Source organism: Chryseobacterium jejuense (assembly GCF_017877355.1).
Lineage (GTDB): Bacteria > Bacteroidota > Bacteroidia > Flavobacteriales > Weeksellaceae > Chryseobacterium > Chryseobacterium jejuense_A.
On the sequence record NZ_JAGIPR010000012.1, the window covers coordinates 115,564 to 133,071 of the forward strand.

Genomic DNA, 17,508 nt, shown 5'->3' on the forward strand with positions numbered 1-17,508 from the left:
TTTTTTAATACGTGATATATTACACCATCATATCTGCACAATTGGAACTTGCAAAGGCATAAGGTTTTGCTTTAAACACATATCCCATTCCCAGAATGTATCCCATGGCATCTTTTAATGCTACATTGGATTTAAAATCCGGATCGGTATTGATGTCTGCGTGTACCTCCATTTCTACTCCATAAGTGTCCAATACAGAACAAATCGCGTAAGCGATTTCAACGGATTTGTTGACTTCATTCAGCATTCGTTCTTTGATACTGATGCTCTGTATTTCTCTTTCTTTTCTGATAAAGGTAAACGCTCCTTTTCCTTCACGAATAAATACTACTGCCGTAGCATAATTAATAGCTTCTCCATATACGTGAGAGTCTGATCCCACACATACTTTCAGACGATGTCCGTTTGCCTGTTCGCGAATAATGGCTTTTTCTACCAGCTGTGTGATAGAGTCTTGGAACATTTTTCCATTCATATTCTGCCATGTTTGTTGTTGCGTTTCCATTTTTTCTACATACTTTAATTTATAATTGATAAATGATTGTTGACAATTAATTTGTGAATGTTCAATAGTAGATTTTAAAATTGACCGCAAAGCGGATTAACTATTGACTATTCATTTTTTGCACTCCGAACCGGACTCGAACCAGTACTATCAGTTTTGGAGACTGAGATGCTGCCATTACAATATCAGAGTAAACATTGTTAATTCATTAGGACTCGAACCTAAACTCCAAGAATCAAAATCTTGTGTGCTGCCCATTACACTATGAATCAGATTAATTCATGAGTAATAAGTAATTGGTAATGAGTAATGTTTAAAAACAGTCAAGTATCAAAGATGATTCATTATATTACTTATCATTCATGTTTTTGCGGAACAGACAGGAATTGAACCTGTACCTTTAGTTTTTCAGACTAACGTGCACACCGAGTACACCACTCTTCCCTATTTTATGAGCAATGAGTAATTGGTAATGAGTAATAATGAAAACTACTTTTCTATCATTCAGTACTTATTGCTCATTGCTCATAATTAAAAGGCTGTCTATTTTTATTGACTAAAGATCTTCTGCTCTTGACAACCTTTTTTTCTTTTCTTCATTTTGTGTGAATGGCAACTGGCCAATTTTTTTAATCTGAACTTTCATGGTATTAAAATCAATTTAATATTGACCAGTTATTCACATCCAGTACTCTATAAGGGAATCGAACCCTTATTTTCTGCTCGAAAGGCAGGCGTCCTTACCGTTAGACGAATAGAGCGTTTTTTATAAATAATGAGTAATTAGTGATGAGTAATAATAAAATGACTCTTCTATCATTGATTACTTATTGCTCATTATTCCTCATTAAAAAAGAATAAGCTTGTCTTTAAATTTGCTTAACAAAAAGAACTTCTACGCTTGACAAGCTTTTCTTTAGAAAATTATATTGAGCATTTTTATATTTTCTTTTTTGACCAACTGACTAGGAATCGAACCTAAACAACAAGAGTACATTTCCTGCATGCTGCCATTACATTATCAGCGGTTGGGTGGAAGTAGTAGGATTCGAACCTACTCAGCAATGAAGCAACAGATTTACAGTCTGCCCCGACTCTCCAACTTCGGCGTACTTCCGGATTTCTTTATGAGTAATGAGTAATTTATCCTTCATTGCTTATTGCCCATTACTTATAAAAAGAAAAAGCCTGTCTGTATTTTGTGTTTTGGCTTAAAGATCTTCTGCGCTCGACAGACGTTTTCTTTTCTTAATAAAGGATATTTTTTAAGCTATAATTGATGAATGATTATTGATAGATGATTGATCATCTTCTGTAACATTCCAATTTTCAGCTTACTTTTGAGATGGTTATGGGATTCAAACCCACTCAGCTTACGCAACGGTTTTGCAGACCGCCCCGACTCTTCCACTTCGGCGAACCATCAGATTTTAATAGGAGTAATTTTTAATGCCTATTATTCAAAAAAACAAAGTCTATCCATATTTTTTGTTTGAACTTCTGCGCCTGACAGACTTTATTTTTACCTAAAATTTTATTAATCATATTTACATTAACTACCAACTGTTTTGTTGAGAAAGAAAAAAGCTTGTCTGTATTTTCATGTTTTGGTGTAAAGATCTTCTGCTCTCGACAAACTTTTATTTTTTCTCCTGAAACAATTAACATTCAGTTACTGCGATTCTGGAAAGATTCGAACTTTCAACTTCTGGTTTAACAGACCAGCGCTCTACCATTGAGCTACAAAATCATTTGTACGGGAAGAGGGATTCGAACCCTCAGCGCCTTGATCCTAAATCAAGTGTGTCTACCGTTCCACCATTCCCGCGGCCTCTTTTATGAGTGATGAGTAATGATAAAACCTAAGTTTCTACTCATTATTTATTGCTTATCATTTCGTCTGGAAAGCAAGATTCGAACTTGCGACCTCCCGCGTCCAAGACGGGTAAACAACCACCGTTATCTTTCCAGTTTTGCAGATTCACTTCAACATTCTTTTTCGGGAGACAGCCGAAGCAGAAATTTCCATGAATCTTTGCGGTCTATGCGAGAATCGAACTCGCAGTGCCCAAGAGACAGTCGGGCAGGTTACCATTACCTCAATAGACCTTTTTTTTGCGGAGAGCAAAGGAATCGAACCTTCACTACTGTCATAGAACTTATTAGCAGTAAGCCGCAACAAACCAATATTTGCCTACTCTCCTTTTGTGACTCCAACAGGACTCGAACCTGTAACCCTGGGTTTAGAAAACCCATGCTCTATCCAGTTGAGCTATGGAGCCGTTTGGTAATCCCAGAAAGATTTGAACTTTCAACCCCCGGTTTAAAAGACCGGTGCTCTAACCAATTGAGCTATGAGATTTTATAATTTTGGGTATCTCCGGGAATCGAACCCTGTTCTCCGGCTCCACAGACCGGCGCTTTACCAAATAAGCTAAAGAAACCATAAAAAAAGCGCCTCTTTTTGGGAGGCGCTCATTTATATTCTGACGTGAAAGATCATTAGCTGATCCACGTATATAAGCACCTTTTATCCACAATTTCACTATCATAGCTACACACTCTCCCTGCCGGCTCCTGTCCGAATAGTTGTGAATACTGATTGAGTATGTTATGCAATTGTTTCATTTTATTTTTGTTTTGTTTTTAAATTATTTTTTGTTGAATCCTGAAAACCTGTTGCTTTCAATTTTCGGTTGCAAAGTAAATATGTTTTTTTTTAACCTGCAAATAAATTCAAAATATAAATTATTGAAAATCAATTAGTTAAAGTTAAAATTTAGAGTAAGTGATTTCTGTCCGCAATATTTTGCAGATAACTTAATTACCTAAATGACTGTCTCTCATTGGGTTGTCTATCACTCTATTTTATTGTATTAAAGTTGCATTGTTAATTAAAAAATTTTCATGTTTATGGTTATTTTTTTTCATTCTAAATAATTTCTGACCTAAAAAACAAAAAACGCCTCGATTTTTCGAGACGTTTCTGCAATATTTTGATTAAATTTTTACGGGTTTACAGTAAATAATTTCCAAAGTCAGCACATTTTGCCTCATTCCATATCGTCCCATCATATGCAAATAATCCCAGTTTTGATGGGCTTTCGCATAGTTCTGCATTGATATGTGCTCTTTGTATTGTCATAATTTTCTGGTGCAAAGATATGAAAAATTGTTTTTCAATACGGAAAACTATACTTTTGTTCACCAACACGGGGGATAGTTTAACTGGAAAAACACTACACTGATAACGTTGAAATTGGAGGTTCGAATCCTCCTCCCCCACAAAATTATATTATGGAGCAATATCCATTCAGTAATGAAGAATGGGAAACCTGTTTAAAGGTTCTGGAAGCACTTCAGAAAAACCCATTGCATAATCCCGATAATCGGCGTTTCAAAACTCTGATCTCATCTATTCGTAAAAAGGCTCAGAAAAATATCAGTAAAAATCCTGAGGAATATAGAGACAATCAAGAACTACATTTTAGAAATCCGGATCTCGAAATTCTTAAAAAATCAGCTATTGTAGGTAAAGCACTGGAAAATAAAACTTTATATTCTCATACTAAAGAAGAATCTCAATCTTATTCATTATTGCAAAAACCTCAATTATGTTATTGTTGTCATCAGCCTTATCATCAAGTTCATTTTTTTTATCATAAACTCTGTCCTGCTTGTGCGGATGTAAATTATAAAAATAGAGATCTAGCTTATGATTTCAGTGACCAGACTGTAATTATCACTGGCGGAAGGGTAAAAATCGGATATGCTGTGGCTTTAAAATTTTTAAGAAGCGGGGCTAAAGTTATTGTTACTTCAAGGTTTCCAGCACTGGCATTTGAACAGTTTCAGAAAGAAGAGGACTATGAAACTTGGAAGGAGTATCTTTTTCTCTATGGTTTGGACTTAAGAAATATCAGATCGGTTCAGGAATTTACAGAATATTGTTACAACAATTTTGGAAGTATTGAAATTCTGATCAACAATGCCGCTCAAACCATCAAATACGACGCAGAATATTATCAACCATTACAATTGAAAGAAAAGCTTCTTTTATCTCATGGACATTATCATGTGATTCAAAATAAAACTCCAGTGAATAAAGAAGATAGTGATCTTTTAAGTTTATCTCAACAAGGATCTGAAATCCCTGTTAACAGATTTGGACAACCAAAAGATTCTAGAGATAAAAACAGCTGGAATTCCTTGATGGACGAAATCGGGACTGAGGAACTTCTCGAAGTAAACCTCATTAATCACATTTCACCTTATCTGCTGATCTCTACATTGAAACCTCTGATGAAAAAAAGCCGTGTTGAAAACAAACATATCATTAATGTGACTTCTACAGAAGGGCAATTCAGCTATAAAAGTAAAAATGAATTCCATCCACATACAAATATGACTAAAGCAGCCTTGAATATGCTCACGAAAACTTCGGCCTCTGATTTTGTAAAGGACAGGATATTCATGAATGCTGTGGATGTGGGATGGATTTCAACTGGAGCCATAGAAATCAAAAGAGAAAGACTTTTTGAAAAAACCAGAATTCCACCTTTGGATCCTGTAGATGGAGCCATGCGAATCTTTCATCCAATAATACAGATTAATGAAGGAAATCAAAAACTTTATGGAAAGCTTTTGAAAAACTATCAGGAAACGGGATGGTAGGAAAGCTGGACGTTATTGAGAGGACCGTAATAAATTAGATTTTTAATAACTTTCATTCATGAGAAGACCAATACTTCCCATCGCATTTAATGATTGAACATTTTATTTCTTCCGGTTTTAAATCTTGAAATATCTTTTAAGATTACCTCATCATTGGGATTAAAATGTTTTAGCTCGGTCACAATTTCTGAGCGGTTTTCTACTTTTTCAGCAACAATCTCGTAGGCTATTTTCCGTGTAACAGACTGCAATTTAGAATCTTTTTTAAACTCATACTTCATGGCTTCCAGATAAGTAAGCTTTTTATAAGCGGGTGTTTTTTCATACATAGCCTGTATTTCTGTTTCCAGCTTTTTAACGTCAAAAATATTCGCAAAGTAGTTATTGAGGCAGTTGAAGGCGTCTTTATCTTCTTCCCAGCCTTTTAATAATACTTTTTGGGCTTCTTCAGGCTTTTCCATTTTCTTCCGATATACCAGCGAAGCTTTCACCATCTGATTATTGGTGGTATAGTCGTCTGCTACCATCTGATAATAGATATGGGCATTTTTCAGATCATTGATTTCCCTGTAAAGGTCTCCTACTTTTTCTTTCTGTTCCATTTCTTTGTAGAGATCAATGGCTTTTTTATATTGCTTTGCTTTTTCGTAGCAATGGGCAGCATCAGATTTACTTTTTAGTTTTTTAAGATATACCGCCGCTGCTTCGTTGTAAAATCCGCCGTCTTCCAGTGTTTTTGCTCCTCTATAATAATCCTGCAGCAGGTTCATATAAACTTTTGCAGCTTTTTTGTAGTCTTTTTCTTCTATATATTTTTGGGCAATATCCTCATATTTGCTTCGTATTCTGTCAAATAATGAGTTTTCCAGATAGAAGTTTCCTCCTCCTGCGCCGCCTCTTCTTGAATTCTGCTTATTTTGTTCTTTATCTTTTAAGGAAGTAATCACCATGAGGATGATAAATGCTACAATCAGAAAAATAGCTAAAGTCCCAACAACACTCCAAAAGCTCTCATGGAAAAGCTGAGCCACAATTCCGATAATTTTAAACATGGCTAACAGAACGAAGGCAGCCATAAACTTGTCTATAAATTTCTGTTTATTCATCATCATCGGATTTTAAAATGGTTTTATCATCTCTGAACAAACGGTAAAGCAGCAACATCACGCCAATAGCCAGTATCCACACAAACCAGTTGTAGCCAAACATCTTGACCAATGGATAGAACAGATACACCAGCATGGCTACCAGAATAGCGGTCAAAAGGAATTTCACCCAGCCCGGAACGTTATCTCCACCAAGATTTAATGATTTATTTTTAAACAGGAAAGAATATAATCCTACCCCCGCAATCATAAGAATCACCATGTATAAAATATCTGAAACGGGAGTCTCTTTTTTAATTGAACTATTACCGGATTCTACTCCTTTTACTTTTGAATCTTTGATCGCTGTTGGAGGTGACATATCAGCCATATCAATAGTTCCGTATAATTTTCCTAAGGAATCCTGCATCAGAACCTGCTTTCTTTTTAAAAGATATTTTACAACCTCTCCATTTACAGGTTTTCCTTTGGTATATTGTTTTAAAGAATCTGAAATTTTACGTTTCAGTACTTCACTTCTTTCCTGAATATGTCTGGTGATCCTCTTGGTATAAATTATTTTAAGGGAATCCCTGCTCTGCTGCTCATTATTGTTAAGTTCCTGAATATCATGGCTTATTTCATTGACATTCCTTCCGCCTTTCTTTTTATATTCTTCTTTTTGTTGTTCCGTTTTACTTTCCTGAAGACCTGCATTCAGAAGTTCATTGGAGAGGTTTTTCCTTTTATTGTAATACAGAGAGTCTATCTTCTTATCTATTTCAGAAACTCCTGACTGAAAAGCAATCATATCTGAAGGGGCTTTTACGGCATCTTTTACAATCTTTCCTGAAGAAACAGCATTTTCTTCCTGAAGAGGTTTATCTTCAGATGGCAAGGCTATTTTTAAAACAATCGCAATGACAATAACAGCCCAAAATATTCTACGGAAATTCCGTGTGCTGGTGCTTTCCTGTTTGCCAACTGCTCCACCACCAAATAACCCTTCCAGCCAGGTGAACTTACCCAACCCATCGCCTCTGGAGGTTCCCATAATATCTAAAGGAACGCCTAATTCTATAGCTCTTTCAGGATATTTTTCAATGTATTTTAAATATTTTTCAATTTCTTTTTTGTTGCCGGCCATTACTTTCTTCAGGTCAAATGGCAGGCTGTTCATCCATTCTTCTTCGGTTTGGGGTTTCTGTAATGCTTCCAACATTTTTTCATCATCCATTTCCACCATATAGCTTTCTATGGTTTTCGGGATTTTAACGCCATTTAATGGTTTTCTTACCGTTTCTTCTATTTTTTCTGGCTCCTGAATCAATTCGATCCAATTAATTTGATCTGATAATTTCACCAATCCAAATTCAGGGTGCATGATAAGAAAATCTGAATCTATTGTACTCCAATCTTCCGTATTAATTTTTGGATAAAACGTTGTATTTTCCGGAATAAACAATTTGTTATCCACACATTGGAAATAAGCATTTTTTCCAATTTCCTGAGGAGTATGGTCGTTGAACACAAGAAAGCATCCATACAACACATTGGGACTATTGGCCGGAACCGCATAAGATTTCACCTGAGTAAGACTGATTCCTAAAATTTCCATTTCCTGAAGCCATACCACAGGTGAAGACCCTTTTATTAAAAGGCCTTTTTTAGGGTATATATTTTTCGGGAAAGGTTTTATTCTAAGCTCCATAATCCAAAATCTGTTCTATAAACGGCTTTAAATACTGATTATACATTTCATCCATGGTTCTCACCTTCAATAGAGTCTGTTCCGGAAGGTAATATTCTGATCCACCAAATTCTGTATAAGTAGCCAAGGCAAGGAAGCCATACGTTGTAGTGGGCATATAAAATTCCTCAATTCCTTTGTTACTACTTCTGAATGTAAGTATTCCGCGTGAATCTGCAATGATTTCGCTTCCGTCAGGAAAGGTATATTTATTTTTATTCTGTTCTGCAAAAACCTTGATCTCAAACCTGTTTTTGTAAAGGTTCAGGGTATTTTCATACACACTGCTTACTTCACTCCCTGAAAAAACCAGATTATGATGAACATTGATCCCTACTTTATTAAAATTCCCTATGATTTTTAAGCCACTTCGGTCCAGTTTGGCTACTTCGGCATTTACTTTTGTAGTGTTTTTATCTATATCATCGTATTTGTTATCCAAAGGTTCTACAGAAGTATTTCCTTCGATATTTATTTTATACAGTAAAGGATTATCGAACTGATGAAGATAAAAGCTTTTTCCAAAATAAATCAGTTCGTAGGCTTCCGAGATATTCAATCCGGTGATATTCTGTTCAGAATATTCTCTTGTATTCAGATTAAGTTTTGATACTAATTTTTTGTCCGGCTGATATTGGCAGAGAATGAAATGCTGCTGCTTATTTTTTGCCAGTGCGAACTGTCCGGTTGGCTTTACGGAAACATTCTCAAACATTACTTCACAGCCATGATAGGTTTTATAGTAATCATAGGAATGCCTGTCGTAATAATTATCAGAAAGATAAGTTTTCAACAATTGTTTTTTTGAACTCAGGATAAAGAATTCACCTTCGTATAAAAACTGGGATATTTGATTAACAGGCGTTGGAAACAGGATAGGATAATTCAACGGAAGATCTGTTCTCTTTCCATTTGGATTACTTTCTGCAATTTTTTGATGTGGTGGATTAGCCCATAATTCCTGAAGAGGAAGTTTTATTTTCTGGATATGTTTTCTTGCTCCCTGATGATGTTTATAAAAATTAATTTCGCCATCTGAAGTAGTGGCTACTAAAAATTTAAGTCTGTCTCTATTTTGATGAATGATTCTCTGAATCTTTTCATCTTCAAGATTTTCCTGATGGGTGATGAAAAATACTTCGATATCTTTTTGAGGATAATCTTCATTAAAAAACTTTCCTAACGCTTCTGAAACTTCCAGCACCGGACTGACTTGATTGAGATTTTCAATAACGGCTTCCACTTTGTTCAAAGAAATAGGAACAGCTGCCTGTCCTAAAGCTACCACTTTACATTCTGAGTGGGCTTTCGGATGTTTAATCACTGCAATGGCTGATGCAAAAGCCAATACTTTTGGCGTTCCCCAGTTTCTAAGGGAAGTATCAATCAGAATAATTCTTTCAAAAATATTTTCTTCAGGTGGTATTTCTCTTTGGATGTATAAAGCTTCATGATTCGCCACACGGCTCATAAATACATCGTCTTCATTCGCAAATTCTGACAAAAGCATTCTATGAAAGTCTCCTTTATTGGTCATATCAGAAATTCCTCCAATAGGCTGTTCACCGGGAGAAAGATGACGCATAGGAATTTTAAGCCCACTCCAGATTCTTTTGATAAGGCTACCTACCAGAAATGTTTTGGGTTCTTCAATCAATTCTCTGATAAAGTCTTTATTGGTATCTGCAGTAGCATATTCTTCTACCACCTCATCATCCAGCTCCGGTTCTTCAATTAAACCTTTCATGGCATCAATGATGGATTGTGTAGTTGGGAATCTATCATTAAGGTTTAGAGCTTTTAAGTCTCTGTTTAAAACACTTTGCTGAGCCGGTTGTTTTTCTGCACAAACAGAAAGTTCATGAGCTCTTTTAAGGTAAATTCTCAGATTGAATTCAGAAGTAACAGAAGATATTCTGTTAGGGCTGTCTTTAAATAAAGTCTGCAGCAGTACTATCTTGTTCTGCTTTTGTTTATAAACTTTAGGAAGTGCTTTTATTTTTTCGAGAAATTCAATTTCTTTTTCTGCATTGAACTCAAAGTTATCAACACTATAAAGTTTTGTAGTATGTCTTAAAGGGCTGGAAAAGTCTGTGTATCCTTCCTGCATTGCATATAAAACCATCAGTAAAGCCCCGAATGGCGGCCATCCCTGCGGCTGAAGTTCTTTAAGAATTCCTATCACATAAGGTCTATAAGCAATGGCTCCTACTCCGGGTATGGAGAGGAGGTTGTTTTCATGATACCCGAAATCTCCGGGAACATCTTCATCGGTTTTCCATTCCCAGAAATAGTTTTCATAGGACTGGAAGTATACCTTTAATTCCATTCTCTTGATTTTTCAGTAAGACGGAATGAACTTACGGACAAAGGACGAAAATCTGTCTTCTTTATTGAAAGGTAATTTCCATTCTCGTCCCATAACAGCCATCCGTCTGACTCTTTATTATATTTCTGCTGTAGGAAGGTACTCAAATTTTTAAACTCAAAATCAAAACCGGAAGGTAAAAGATGCCCGTCTTTTGTCCAATAGGTTTTTCCAGGTAGACTCAGTAACGGAGTTCCTAAAAAAAGCGCTTTTTCTCCTATCACAATCCATTCTATCTTTTCCAGTCTGAATTTTGGTAATGCTACAATGCTTTCCTTACAGTCATCAATTCTGTTGAGCAAGGCAATGACCGGATGCTCTTCATTGCTTTCTTTTAACCTGACCGGAAATTTCTCACTAATTCCGAAATAGTTTTGATTGGAAGCTGGAAAAGTAAGGCGTAATGCTTTATCAATCGGCATCCAAAGCAATGCTGTTCTCATTTTTCCACTGGGAACCAGAGCTTCTTTTTTAAATAAAAGACCATCCCGGAGTTCATACAGTAAGAAATTAGGCAACTGATGAAGCTCAGAGGCTGATGCCTGTTCATCTGTAAAGCCTTTCAGCCATATGGTTTCATCATCCGTTGCAATATGAACATTCTTCCAGTCCCGGAGAGAGCCTAGATAATCTTCATCGGTACGGGGAAGTTCTGCCCAGAATTCTTTTATATTGTCTGAAGAATTTTCTGCCATAAGCTTTCAATTTCCTGCTGAATGTATTGTTTTTGTTCGGGGTTTCTAATCCAGTCGCAGCGTGTCTGCAGGTATCTTAATTTATCTTTGATTACGTTTTGTTCCTCAAAGCTTAGTTGTCCCTGATTCCATTTATCCACAAGGATTTTTACATCCTTCATCACCTCTTCCGGATTGGGAGTTTTGTTCTGCATTGCTTGTGGATGAGAATTCAGGTGATCGTCTTTTTCAATAGTTCGGTTAATAATTCCCTCCAGAATTTCAATCTGTTCCTCTGTATCCCAGATATGTTTTAAAACCCAAAGGTCTGAAAGAACGGCTTCATTTCTTCCACAAATCAGAGCACTTGCAGCAATGAGGTTCTGAAGTTTCACGGCTCTACGATCCGAAATGGCAATTCCGGTATTTCGCAGGCTCATGATGGTATTCAGATAGACTTCGTAGATAGGTTTTAAATCTATCGTTCTGCACAGGTTCTGTAATTCTCTGATCTCATTGGCATGAATTTCCGGAACTTCTGTTTCTTCTTCATTTTCCAGCTTTCTTCCTGCTAAAAGTACTTGTTGTAGGAGTTCAGGATTTACATAATCCACGTTGATTCTTACCAGAAAACGGTCGAATAATGCATTCAGGGCTTCATCTTCCGGAAGAACATTACTTGCTCCCACAAACATCAAAGCAGGTAAATGTTTTGTTTCTTTTCCTCTTTTGAAGATCTTTTCGTTAAGAGCCATCAAAAGTGAATTCAAAATGGCGGAATTGGCATTGAAGATCTCATCCAGAAAAACCATGGAGGCTTCCGGCATCATTCCTTCCGTATTGGTCAAAAGTTCACCTTCTTTCAATTTTCTGATATCAAAAGGCCCGAAAATTTCATTGGGCTCAGTGAAACGGGTCAAGAGGTATTCAAAGTTCTTTCCGTCTTTTACGGTTTTAGACAAGGTTCTTACAATGGCTGACTTTGCAGTTCCGGGAGGACCATACAAAAAGGCATTCTCTCTTGCCAAAAGACAGATTCCCAGCAGATCTACGACATCATTTTTACCTACAAAAGTATCCTTTACGTAGTTCAGAACTGTATTGAGTGTATTGATATTCTGCATCATTGATTTTCTTCAGTTATTATTCTTAATTCTCTCCAGAATGCTTCTTTGTGCATTCCAAATTCTGCAATAAGCAGTCTATTGATGAACGGAATTTCCGCCAGTTTATAGTCTTTTTTTTCAACAATTCTTTCAAGATATAATTTCTTATAAGTTTTGTCTCTCAACTCGTCTTCCCAGTGCACATTGCTCAGATCAAGATCATATCCTATTCCGGAATAATGGAATTCTGTAAGGATAGCTTCAAGCATTTTAATGAGCGGATCTTCGGGATCTACTGAATTAAGAACCGTGATAACTTCTGGCAGGAATCTTAAACATAAGTCGGCAGACAAGATAGAAGAAACGTCTCTTGTTCCTTTACATTTCGGAATGAGATTTTCCAAATTATCAGCATTACTTTCTCTTATCAGATATAATTGTGCACTGTGATACAGCACTTTTGCTGCCCAAACAGCTGTTGCATTATTACAGGTTAGCTGATCGGACAGAAATTCAAGTCTTTCTTTTTCAAACTCTGCTTCAAAATACATTTCTGCTTCCTCCTCTTCTTTCGGAGAAATGGTTGGTATATTCGAAAAAAGAGTAATGCATTCATTCTTCCTTAGCAGAAAGATTGTATCTAAAAATGGTGATTTGGGTTCCATCATGAAACAAAAATAGAATTATTTCGTTGAGAATAAAACTTTTAGGAATAGGATTGATGTTAAATTATAATGTTGATAAAAAAATACGGTTTTTATGCCCACGAATGCAAGAATTTCACTTTGAAAGGATTGTGGAAAATGTTTTTATGTTGGAAAACGCTAAGGCGCTAGGATTTTATCTGTGATAAAATTGTATGCTGCTAAAATTACTTGTAAAAAGCCACGGATGCACGAATAAAATCATTCTTGCATCCGTGGCAAAAAACTGCATACTTGCTGAAAATCTTAGATTTTCTTGCGCCTTATAATAGCCTTGTTGTATTAATCTTAGCGCCCATTAGTTTTTCCAACAGTAGAAGTTTTAGAAGAATAAAGAGATTGCTTCGTCGCTGGTGCTCCTCGCAATGACAGGTTAGGCTACTATTTCAATGATATTGTTTTCCGGATCGAGGATGACGCTTTCAAAATATCCGTCTCCAGTTGTTCTGGGTTCACCAGCAATGGTATAACCATCTTTTCTTAAGGTTTCTGTAAGCTCATTTACTTTTTCCTTACTTCCTGCGGAGAATGCAAAATGGATGATCCCGAACTGTTGGGATTCGTAGGAATTTCCGCTTTCGGAAATATCCGGTCTGGTCATGATTTCAAGACGACAACCATTCTCAAAGCTAAGAAAGTAGGATTGAAAATTTTTCATTGGATTCACATATTTTTCATTGGAAACAGCTCCAAAGTATTTCTGGTAAAATGCTCTGGTTTTCTCAAGATCTTTCACCCAAACTGCAATATGTTCTATTTTCATCTTTTAAAACTTTAATATGATTAACACTGTAAAAGTAGCCTGCATAACGATGGTATATCCGCTCTCTGTTATTCTATCTTTGTTCTGTATTTGCCTGTTTTATTTTTTCATCTTGGCAGGAGGATTTTTTGAGACAGACTAAAAAACAAAGATCCTAAGTCTCGAGTTCGAAAGCAGCAAACAAAATACTTGTATACAATTATTTACCCATTACATTCTTATAAATTGGCTTCTTCATTTCACTTTTTACAATGATGATGTCAATATAAAAGTTATTATCTTTGTGCCATTCAAAATAACATTATGAGTATTCACATCAGTGCAAAAAAAGGAGAAATTGCTAAAGTAGTATTGCAGCCGGGGGATCCGCTTCGTGCACAGTATATTGCTGAAAATTATTTAGAAAATGCAAAACTGGTAAGCAAAACCAGAGGTATCTTTTATTATACAGGTCTTTACAAAGGGAAAGAAATCACTGTAGGGGCTAGTGGAATGGGATTCCCAAGTATCGGGATCTATTCTTTTGAGCTATTTACAGAATATGAAGTAGACACGATCATCAGAATCGGAACTTGTGGAGCTTACAATACAGACCTTAAGCTTTTTGATATTTTAAATATTGAAAATGCTGCCAGCGAAAGTACGTATGCTAAATATGCATGGGGAATTGAAGAAGACATTCTTTCTCACCAGGGAAATATCTTCAATACAATCAATGAGACTTCTAAAGAATTATCTATTGATGCTAAAGCGATCAACATCCACAGTAGTGATATTTTCTACAGAAAAGATCCTAACACTCCTGAAATTGCTACCAAATATAACTGTCCTGCAGTAGAAATGGAAGCTTTCGGATTATTTGCGAATGCTCAGTACCTAGGTAAGAATGCAGCTACTATCTTAACGGTAACTGATATTATCCCAACTCATGAAAAAATTTCTGCAGACGAAAGAGAAACTGCTTTGAAGCCAATGATGGAATTGGCATTGGAGTCTGCCATCAAGAGTTTATAAGAAAAGGATAAAAGGCAAATTAACCTATTAACCTTTCAACATTATAATTAAAAAGAGCTTTACTGAATCAGTAGAGCTCTTTTTTATAGTCTGAAAAATTTTCTGGCGGTTTCAGTAGTTTCGTCGGCAACTTCGGAAATGCTGATCTTCTTCAAATGGGCAATCGTCTGTGCTACATAGGGCAGAAAGGAAGGTTCATTTCGTCTGTTCTGCATTCTCGGCATATTCTTCGGAAGCATGAAGGGGGCGTCTGTCTCAATCATCATTCTGTCCAGAGGAACATATCGGATGACTTCTTCTAAATGTTTAAATCTTTTTTCATCACTGATGGCTCCGGTAAACCCCAGATAAAATCCTTTGTCCAGATATACTTTCGCTTCATCTAATGTTCCTGTAAAGCAGTGCACAACGGCTTCTGGCAGTTTGGAAAGATAGTCATCTGTCATTTCATTAAACCTTTTAAAAGCAGATCTTTCATGAAGGAAAAGAGGTTTATCAACTTCTATTGCCAGTTCCAGCTGGGCTTTATAGCATTTCTCCTGAACAGGTCTTGGTGAGAAATCACGATCGAAATCCAATCCGCACTCACCTACTGAAATGACTTGATCCTGTTTCAACAGCTTTCTAAGCTCATTAATACTTTCATGATTAAAAGATTTTGCATCATGGGGATGAATTCCCGCTGTTGAAAATATAACATCAGGATAATCTTCTGCTATTGCTGCAGATTCTTTGCTTCCGCGAACGCTTGTTCCGGTGAGAATCATATAGTCTACTCCATTATCCAGAGCGCGATTAATTACTTCTTCTTGTTCATTGTAGAACTGTTTATTGGTCAGGTTAATGCCAATATCAATGTATGTATTCATTTGTTTTAAATTTTTGTGTTATTATTATGCTGAAAGATGGGAGTTGGAAGATGGAGGTTATGAAAGTCATAGAATGGCTATTATTTTTTTGTTTTTAATATTCCTGTTCTTGTAGCTCACCGTAATTATATGACTAAAAGCAACTTTCCGCTTCTAACATTTTCAATCTCTATTAGCGTTATTTATTTTGTATGGGTTTTAATTTCCCAGTTTTCGTTTTGTTTTGGGCTAGATTCTTTTGTTATGGTACGTTTGAAATACACGGGCAAAATTATCAATCAGGAACGCAATATTTTTGCGTAGTGAAAAAAAAATGTTGGTTAGAAGCTGTGAAATGGAAGTTACGAGGTCATAAGGATCAATTATATTTTTTAGAAGAAATCTATAAAAGGATTGTTAGACGTTATAGGACAAAAAGTAACATCCAGCTTCCTTCTTCCCGCTTCCAGCCTTTTTATTCATTGATAAATTTTTCCAGAAAACCTATCAGCCGGGTTCCACCGTGGCTCCAGCGGATACCGTGGCCTTCTTTTTCTCTGACTTCAAAAACAAGTTCATGTTTATAATGAAAGAAGACATTCCACCACGTTTTATTTTCAAGGATGTACTGAATTTTCATCATTACTTTTTCCTGCTTTTGCTGATTATTTCCCTTCACTTCACCCCAGAAGTCATCATCGCCCATTCTTCCGGTATGTTTCTCCCAAGCGCGTTGGGCAATGGTAATTTCTCCGTTAAATGGTTCTTTACAGGCTTTTATCAAGACTGAATTCAGTGGTGGAACTGTATTTTCATCACGGATACTTGCAGAAGTAAGTCTTTGACCTAAAACAATCAGCCAGTTTTCAAATGGAATGGACTCCAACTGCTTTGCTTTAACCTCATCAGTATCATTCCTATTAAAAATGTTGATAAATTGATTAAAGATTTCATCCCTGTTGATCTCAATTTCTTCATTGAAATAAGGAAGATTCCACTCCAAAGTCTTATCCTGAAATTGTTGAATATGCTGTGACAGGTTTTTCAGATGTTCTTCTGATAAAATAGCTTCATATTTTTCCTTCCAGCTTTCAGAAATCCATGGAATATATTGTTCAATTTTATTCATCATAACATTGTATCAGATTAACGAAGAGGTTTTCTTCTTTGAGGAGGTAGCTTATGAGATTGAACCATTCTTTGCAGTGATCCAGAATCCAGGCATCTGAAGAAATAATGACCTCTGAACTTTCCGCTAGAAATTTATCCGGACTAAACTGTAATTCAACTTCCCAGTTCAGTTGATTTTCAATAGCAAAATCAAGAACGATCTGTTTAATTCTTCCACTGTTAGAAACCGGTTGGTCAAAAATCCAGACCAATTTCTGAGCCTGAGATTTTTGAAAAAATATAGCAACAAGTTCTATTGCTCTTTGTGTTTGGTTTACTCTCTTATACGTTCCGTGAACACCGGACAGATCCCGGAAACAACCATCAACCCCTTCAAAAATATACGCTTCTGACAACAGGCTTTCCAATAAGATCAATACATTGAAACCGTCAAGATAAACTGTTTTATCTTTCAGATCTGAAATATCCTGTTGTTTCAATTTTCTGTCATGAATCTGTCCCTCGGATGCTGAAGCGCCACGCAGTGCCTGTATCTGTCGTGTTTTTAGTCTGTATCTGTTTCCAACAAGATCAGAGGCTGCTTTTTCTGCATATCCTCTTGTGAGTAAATACTGCATATCCTGAACAGCAAATTTTAGCTTACTGATCTGTTTTTCTGAACCGAACAGCGCATCATCGCCTGTATTTTTTCCGCGGTTTCTGTTATTCATACTCAAAAATAAAGCTTTTAAAGATAACGTTCTCTCAGATTGGGCAGATAACGCAGATTTTTCTACTGTAATCTGTGAGATCTGAGGAAAATAGAATATAAATTACTGAAAGCCTTAGCTTTAAAATTGGATAAATAATTGTCTGTACTGACTGTTTATTGTACTTTTAAAGAAAA

General features: G+C 36.1%; 14 protein-coding genes and 15 tRNA genes. 3 read left to right on the forward strand and 26 right to left on the reverse strand.

Annotation, left to right across the window (positions count from 1 at the left end; all coding sequences use genetic code 11):
- Positions 1-19 precede the first annotated feature (19 nt).
- The 16 genes from J2772_RS20205 to J2772_RS20280 all read right to left on the reverse strand — a co-directional run bounded on the left by J2772_RS20205 (position 20) and on the right by J2772_RS20280 (position 3,650).
- Positions 20-505: a ribonuclease H-like YkuK family protein gene (locus J2772_RS20205; protein ID WP_209919908.1), complete on the reverse strand. Its 486-nt coding sequence runs from the start codon at positions 503-505 to the stop codon at positions 20-22.
- Positions 506-626: 121 nt separating this feature from the next.
- Positions 627-697, reverse strand: a tRNA-Trp gene (locus J2772_RS20210).
- A gap of 8 nt (positions 698-705) precedes the next feature.
- Positions 706-777 (reverse strand) — tRNA-Gln (locus tag J2772_RS20215).
- 99 nt (positions 778-876) lie between these two features.
- A tRNA-Phe gene (locus J2772_RS20220) sits at positions 877-949 on the reverse strand.
- A 245-nt stretch (positions 950-1,194) separates the two neighbouring features.
- Positions 1,195-1,266, reverse strand: a tRNA-Glu gene (locus tag J2772_RS20225).
- Between the two features lie 272 nt (positions 1,267-1,538).
- Positions 1,539-1,622, reverse strand: a tRNA-Tyr gene (locus tag J2772_RS20230).
- A gap of 226 nt (positions 1,623-1,848) precedes the next feature.
- Positions 1,849-1,930 (reverse strand) — tRNA-Cys (locus tag J2772_RS20235).
- Between the two features lie 253 nt (positions 1,931-2,183).
- A tRNA-Asn gene (locus tag J2772_RS20240) sits at positions 2,184-2,255 on the reverse strand.
- A 5-nt stretch (positions 2,256-2,260) separates the two neighbouring features.
- A tRNA-Leu gene (locus J2772_RS20245) sits at positions 2,261-2,333 on the reverse strand.
- A gap of 71 nt (positions 2,334-2,404) precedes the next feature.
- A tRNA-Pro gene (locus J2772_RS20250) sits at positions 2,405-2,476 on the reverse strand.
- Between the two features lie 67 nt (positions 2,477-2,543).
- Positions 2,544-2,614: transfer RNA gene (locus J2772_RS20255), tRNA-Asp, on the reverse strand.
- 9 nt (positions 2,615-2,623) lie between these two features.
- Positions 2,624-2,708: transfer RNA gene (locus tag J2772_RS20260), tRNA-Ser, on the reverse strand.
- Positions 2,709-2,713: 5 nt separating this feature from the next.
- A tRNA-Arg gene (locus J2772_RS20265) sits at positions 2,714-2,787 on the reverse strand.
- 3 nt (positions 2,788-2,790) lie between these two features.
- Positions 2,791-2,867 (reverse strand) — tRNA-Lys (locus tag J2772_RS20270).
- Between the two features lie 9 nt (positions 2,868-2,876).
- Positions 2,877-2,944 (reverse strand) — tRNA-His (locus tag J2772_RS20275).
- A gap of 577 nt (positions 2,945-3,521) precedes the next feature.
- Positions 3,522-3,650 (reverse strand): penicillin-binding protein, encoded by a 129-nt coding sequence (locus J2772_RS20280; protein WP_209919910.1) that lies wholly within the window; start codon positions 3,648-3,650, stop codon positions 3,522-3,524.
- Positions 3,651-3,718: 68 nt separating this feature from the next.
- Here J2772_RS20280 and J2772_RS20285 point away from each other — a divergent pair.
- Positions 3,719-3,791: transfer RNA gene (locus J2772_RS20285), tRNA-Ile, on the forward strand.
- Positions 3,792-3,802: 11 nt separating this feature from the next.
- Positions 3,803-5,179, forward strand: coding sequence for an SDR family oxidoreductase (locus tag J2772_RS20290; protein ID WP_209919912.1), 1,377 nt, complete (start codon positions 3,803-3,805; stop codon positions 5,177-5,179).
- An 86-nt stretch (positions 5,180-5,265) separates the two neighbouring features.
- Here J2772_RS20290 and J2772_RS20295 read toward each other — a convergent pair whose 3' ends face one another.
- The 7 genes from J2772_RS20295 to J2772_RS20325 all read right to left on the reverse strand — a co-directional run bounded on the left by J2772_RS20295 (position 5,266) and on the right by J2772_RS20325 (position 13,629).
- Complete coding sequence (locus J2772_RS20295; RefSeq protein WP_209919914.1) at positions 5,266-6,285, reverse strand: tetratricopeptide repeat protein; 1,020 nt, start codon at positions 6,283-6,285, stop codon at positions 5,266-5,268.
- Positions 6,278-7,975 (reverse strand): APC family permease, encoded by a 1,698-nt coding sequence (locus J2772_RS20300; protein WP_209919916.1) that lies wholly within the window; start codon positions 7,973-7,975, stop codon positions 6,278-6,280. Before J2772_RS20300 ends, J2772_RS20295 begins: the two co-directional genes overlap by 8 nt.
- Positions 7,965-10,343: a hypothetical protein gene (locus J2772_RS20305; protein WP_209919918.1), complete on the reverse strand. Its 2,379-nt coding sequence runs from the start codon at positions 10,341-10,343 to the stop codon at positions 7,965-7,967. The genes J2772_RS20300 and J2772_RS20305 overlap by 11 nt, the downstream gene beginning before the upstream one ends.
- Positions 10,334-11,077, reverse strand: coding sequence for a hypothetical protein (locus tag J2772_RS20310; RefSeq protein WP_209919920.1), 744 nt, complete (start codon positions 11,075-11,077; stop codon positions 10,334-10,336). The genes J2772_RS20305 and J2772_RS20310 overlap by 10 nt, the downstream gene beginning before the upstream one ends.
- Complete coding sequence (locus J2772_RS20315) at positions 11,050-12,183, reverse strand: AAA family ATPase (protein WP_209919921.1); 1,134 nt, start codon at positions 12,181-12,183, stop codon at positions 11,050-11,052. Before J2772_RS20315 ends, J2772_RS20310 begins: the two co-directional genes overlap by 28 nt.
- Positions 12,180-12,830 (reverse strand): hypothetical protein, encoded by a 651-nt coding sequence (locus J2772_RS20320; RefSeq protein ID WP_245365281.1) that lies wholly within the window; start codon positions 12,828-12,830, stop codon positions 12,180-12,182. Before J2772_RS20320 ends, J2772_RS20315 begins: the two co-directional genes overlap by 4 nt.
- A gap of 409 nt (positions 12,831-13,239) precedes the next feature.
- Entirely contained in the window at positions 13,240-13,629 is a 390-nt protein-coding gene (locus J2772_RS20325; protein ID WP_209919923.1) for a VOC family protein, read from the reverse strand.
- Positions 13,630-13,932: 303 nt separating this feature from the next.
- Between J2772_RS20325 and deoD the strand changes: the two genes are divergently transcribed.
- Positions 13,933-14,643, forward strand: coding sequence for a purine-nucleoside phosphorylase (gene deoD, locus J2772_RS20330; protein ID WP_209919925.1), 711 nt, complete (start codon positions 13,933-13,935; stop codon positions 14,641-14,643).
- 83 nt (positions 14,644-14,726) lie between these two features.
- Here deoD and J2772_RS20335 read toward each other — a convergent pair whose 3' ends face one another.
- The 3 genes from J2772_RS20335 to J2772_RS20345 all read right to left on the reverse strand — a co-directional run bounded on the left by J2772_RS20335 (position 14,727) and on the right by J2772_RS20345 (position 17,332).
- A complete protein-coding gene (locus J2772_RS20335; RefSeq protein ID WP_209919927.1) occupies positions 14,727-15,512 on the reverse strand; it encodes a TatD family hydrolase in 786 nt (261 codons plus the stop codon).
- Positions 15,513-15,966: 454 nt separating this feature from the next.
- Positions 15,967-16,623: a hypothetical protein gene (locus J2772_RS20340; protein ID WP_245365282.1), complete on the reverse strand. Its 657-nt coding sequence runs from the start codon at positions 16,621-16,623 to the stop codon at positions 15,967-15,969.
- Positions 16,613-17,332, reverse strand: a complete 720-nt coding sequence (locus J2772_RS20345; RefSeq protein WP_209919945.1) for a DUF434 domain-containing protein — start codon at positions 17,330-17,332, stop codon at positions 16,613-16,615. The genes J2772_RS20340 and J2772_RS20345 overlap by 11 nt, the downstream gene beginning before the upstream one ends.
- Positions 17,333-17,508: the final 176 nt, after the last annotated feature.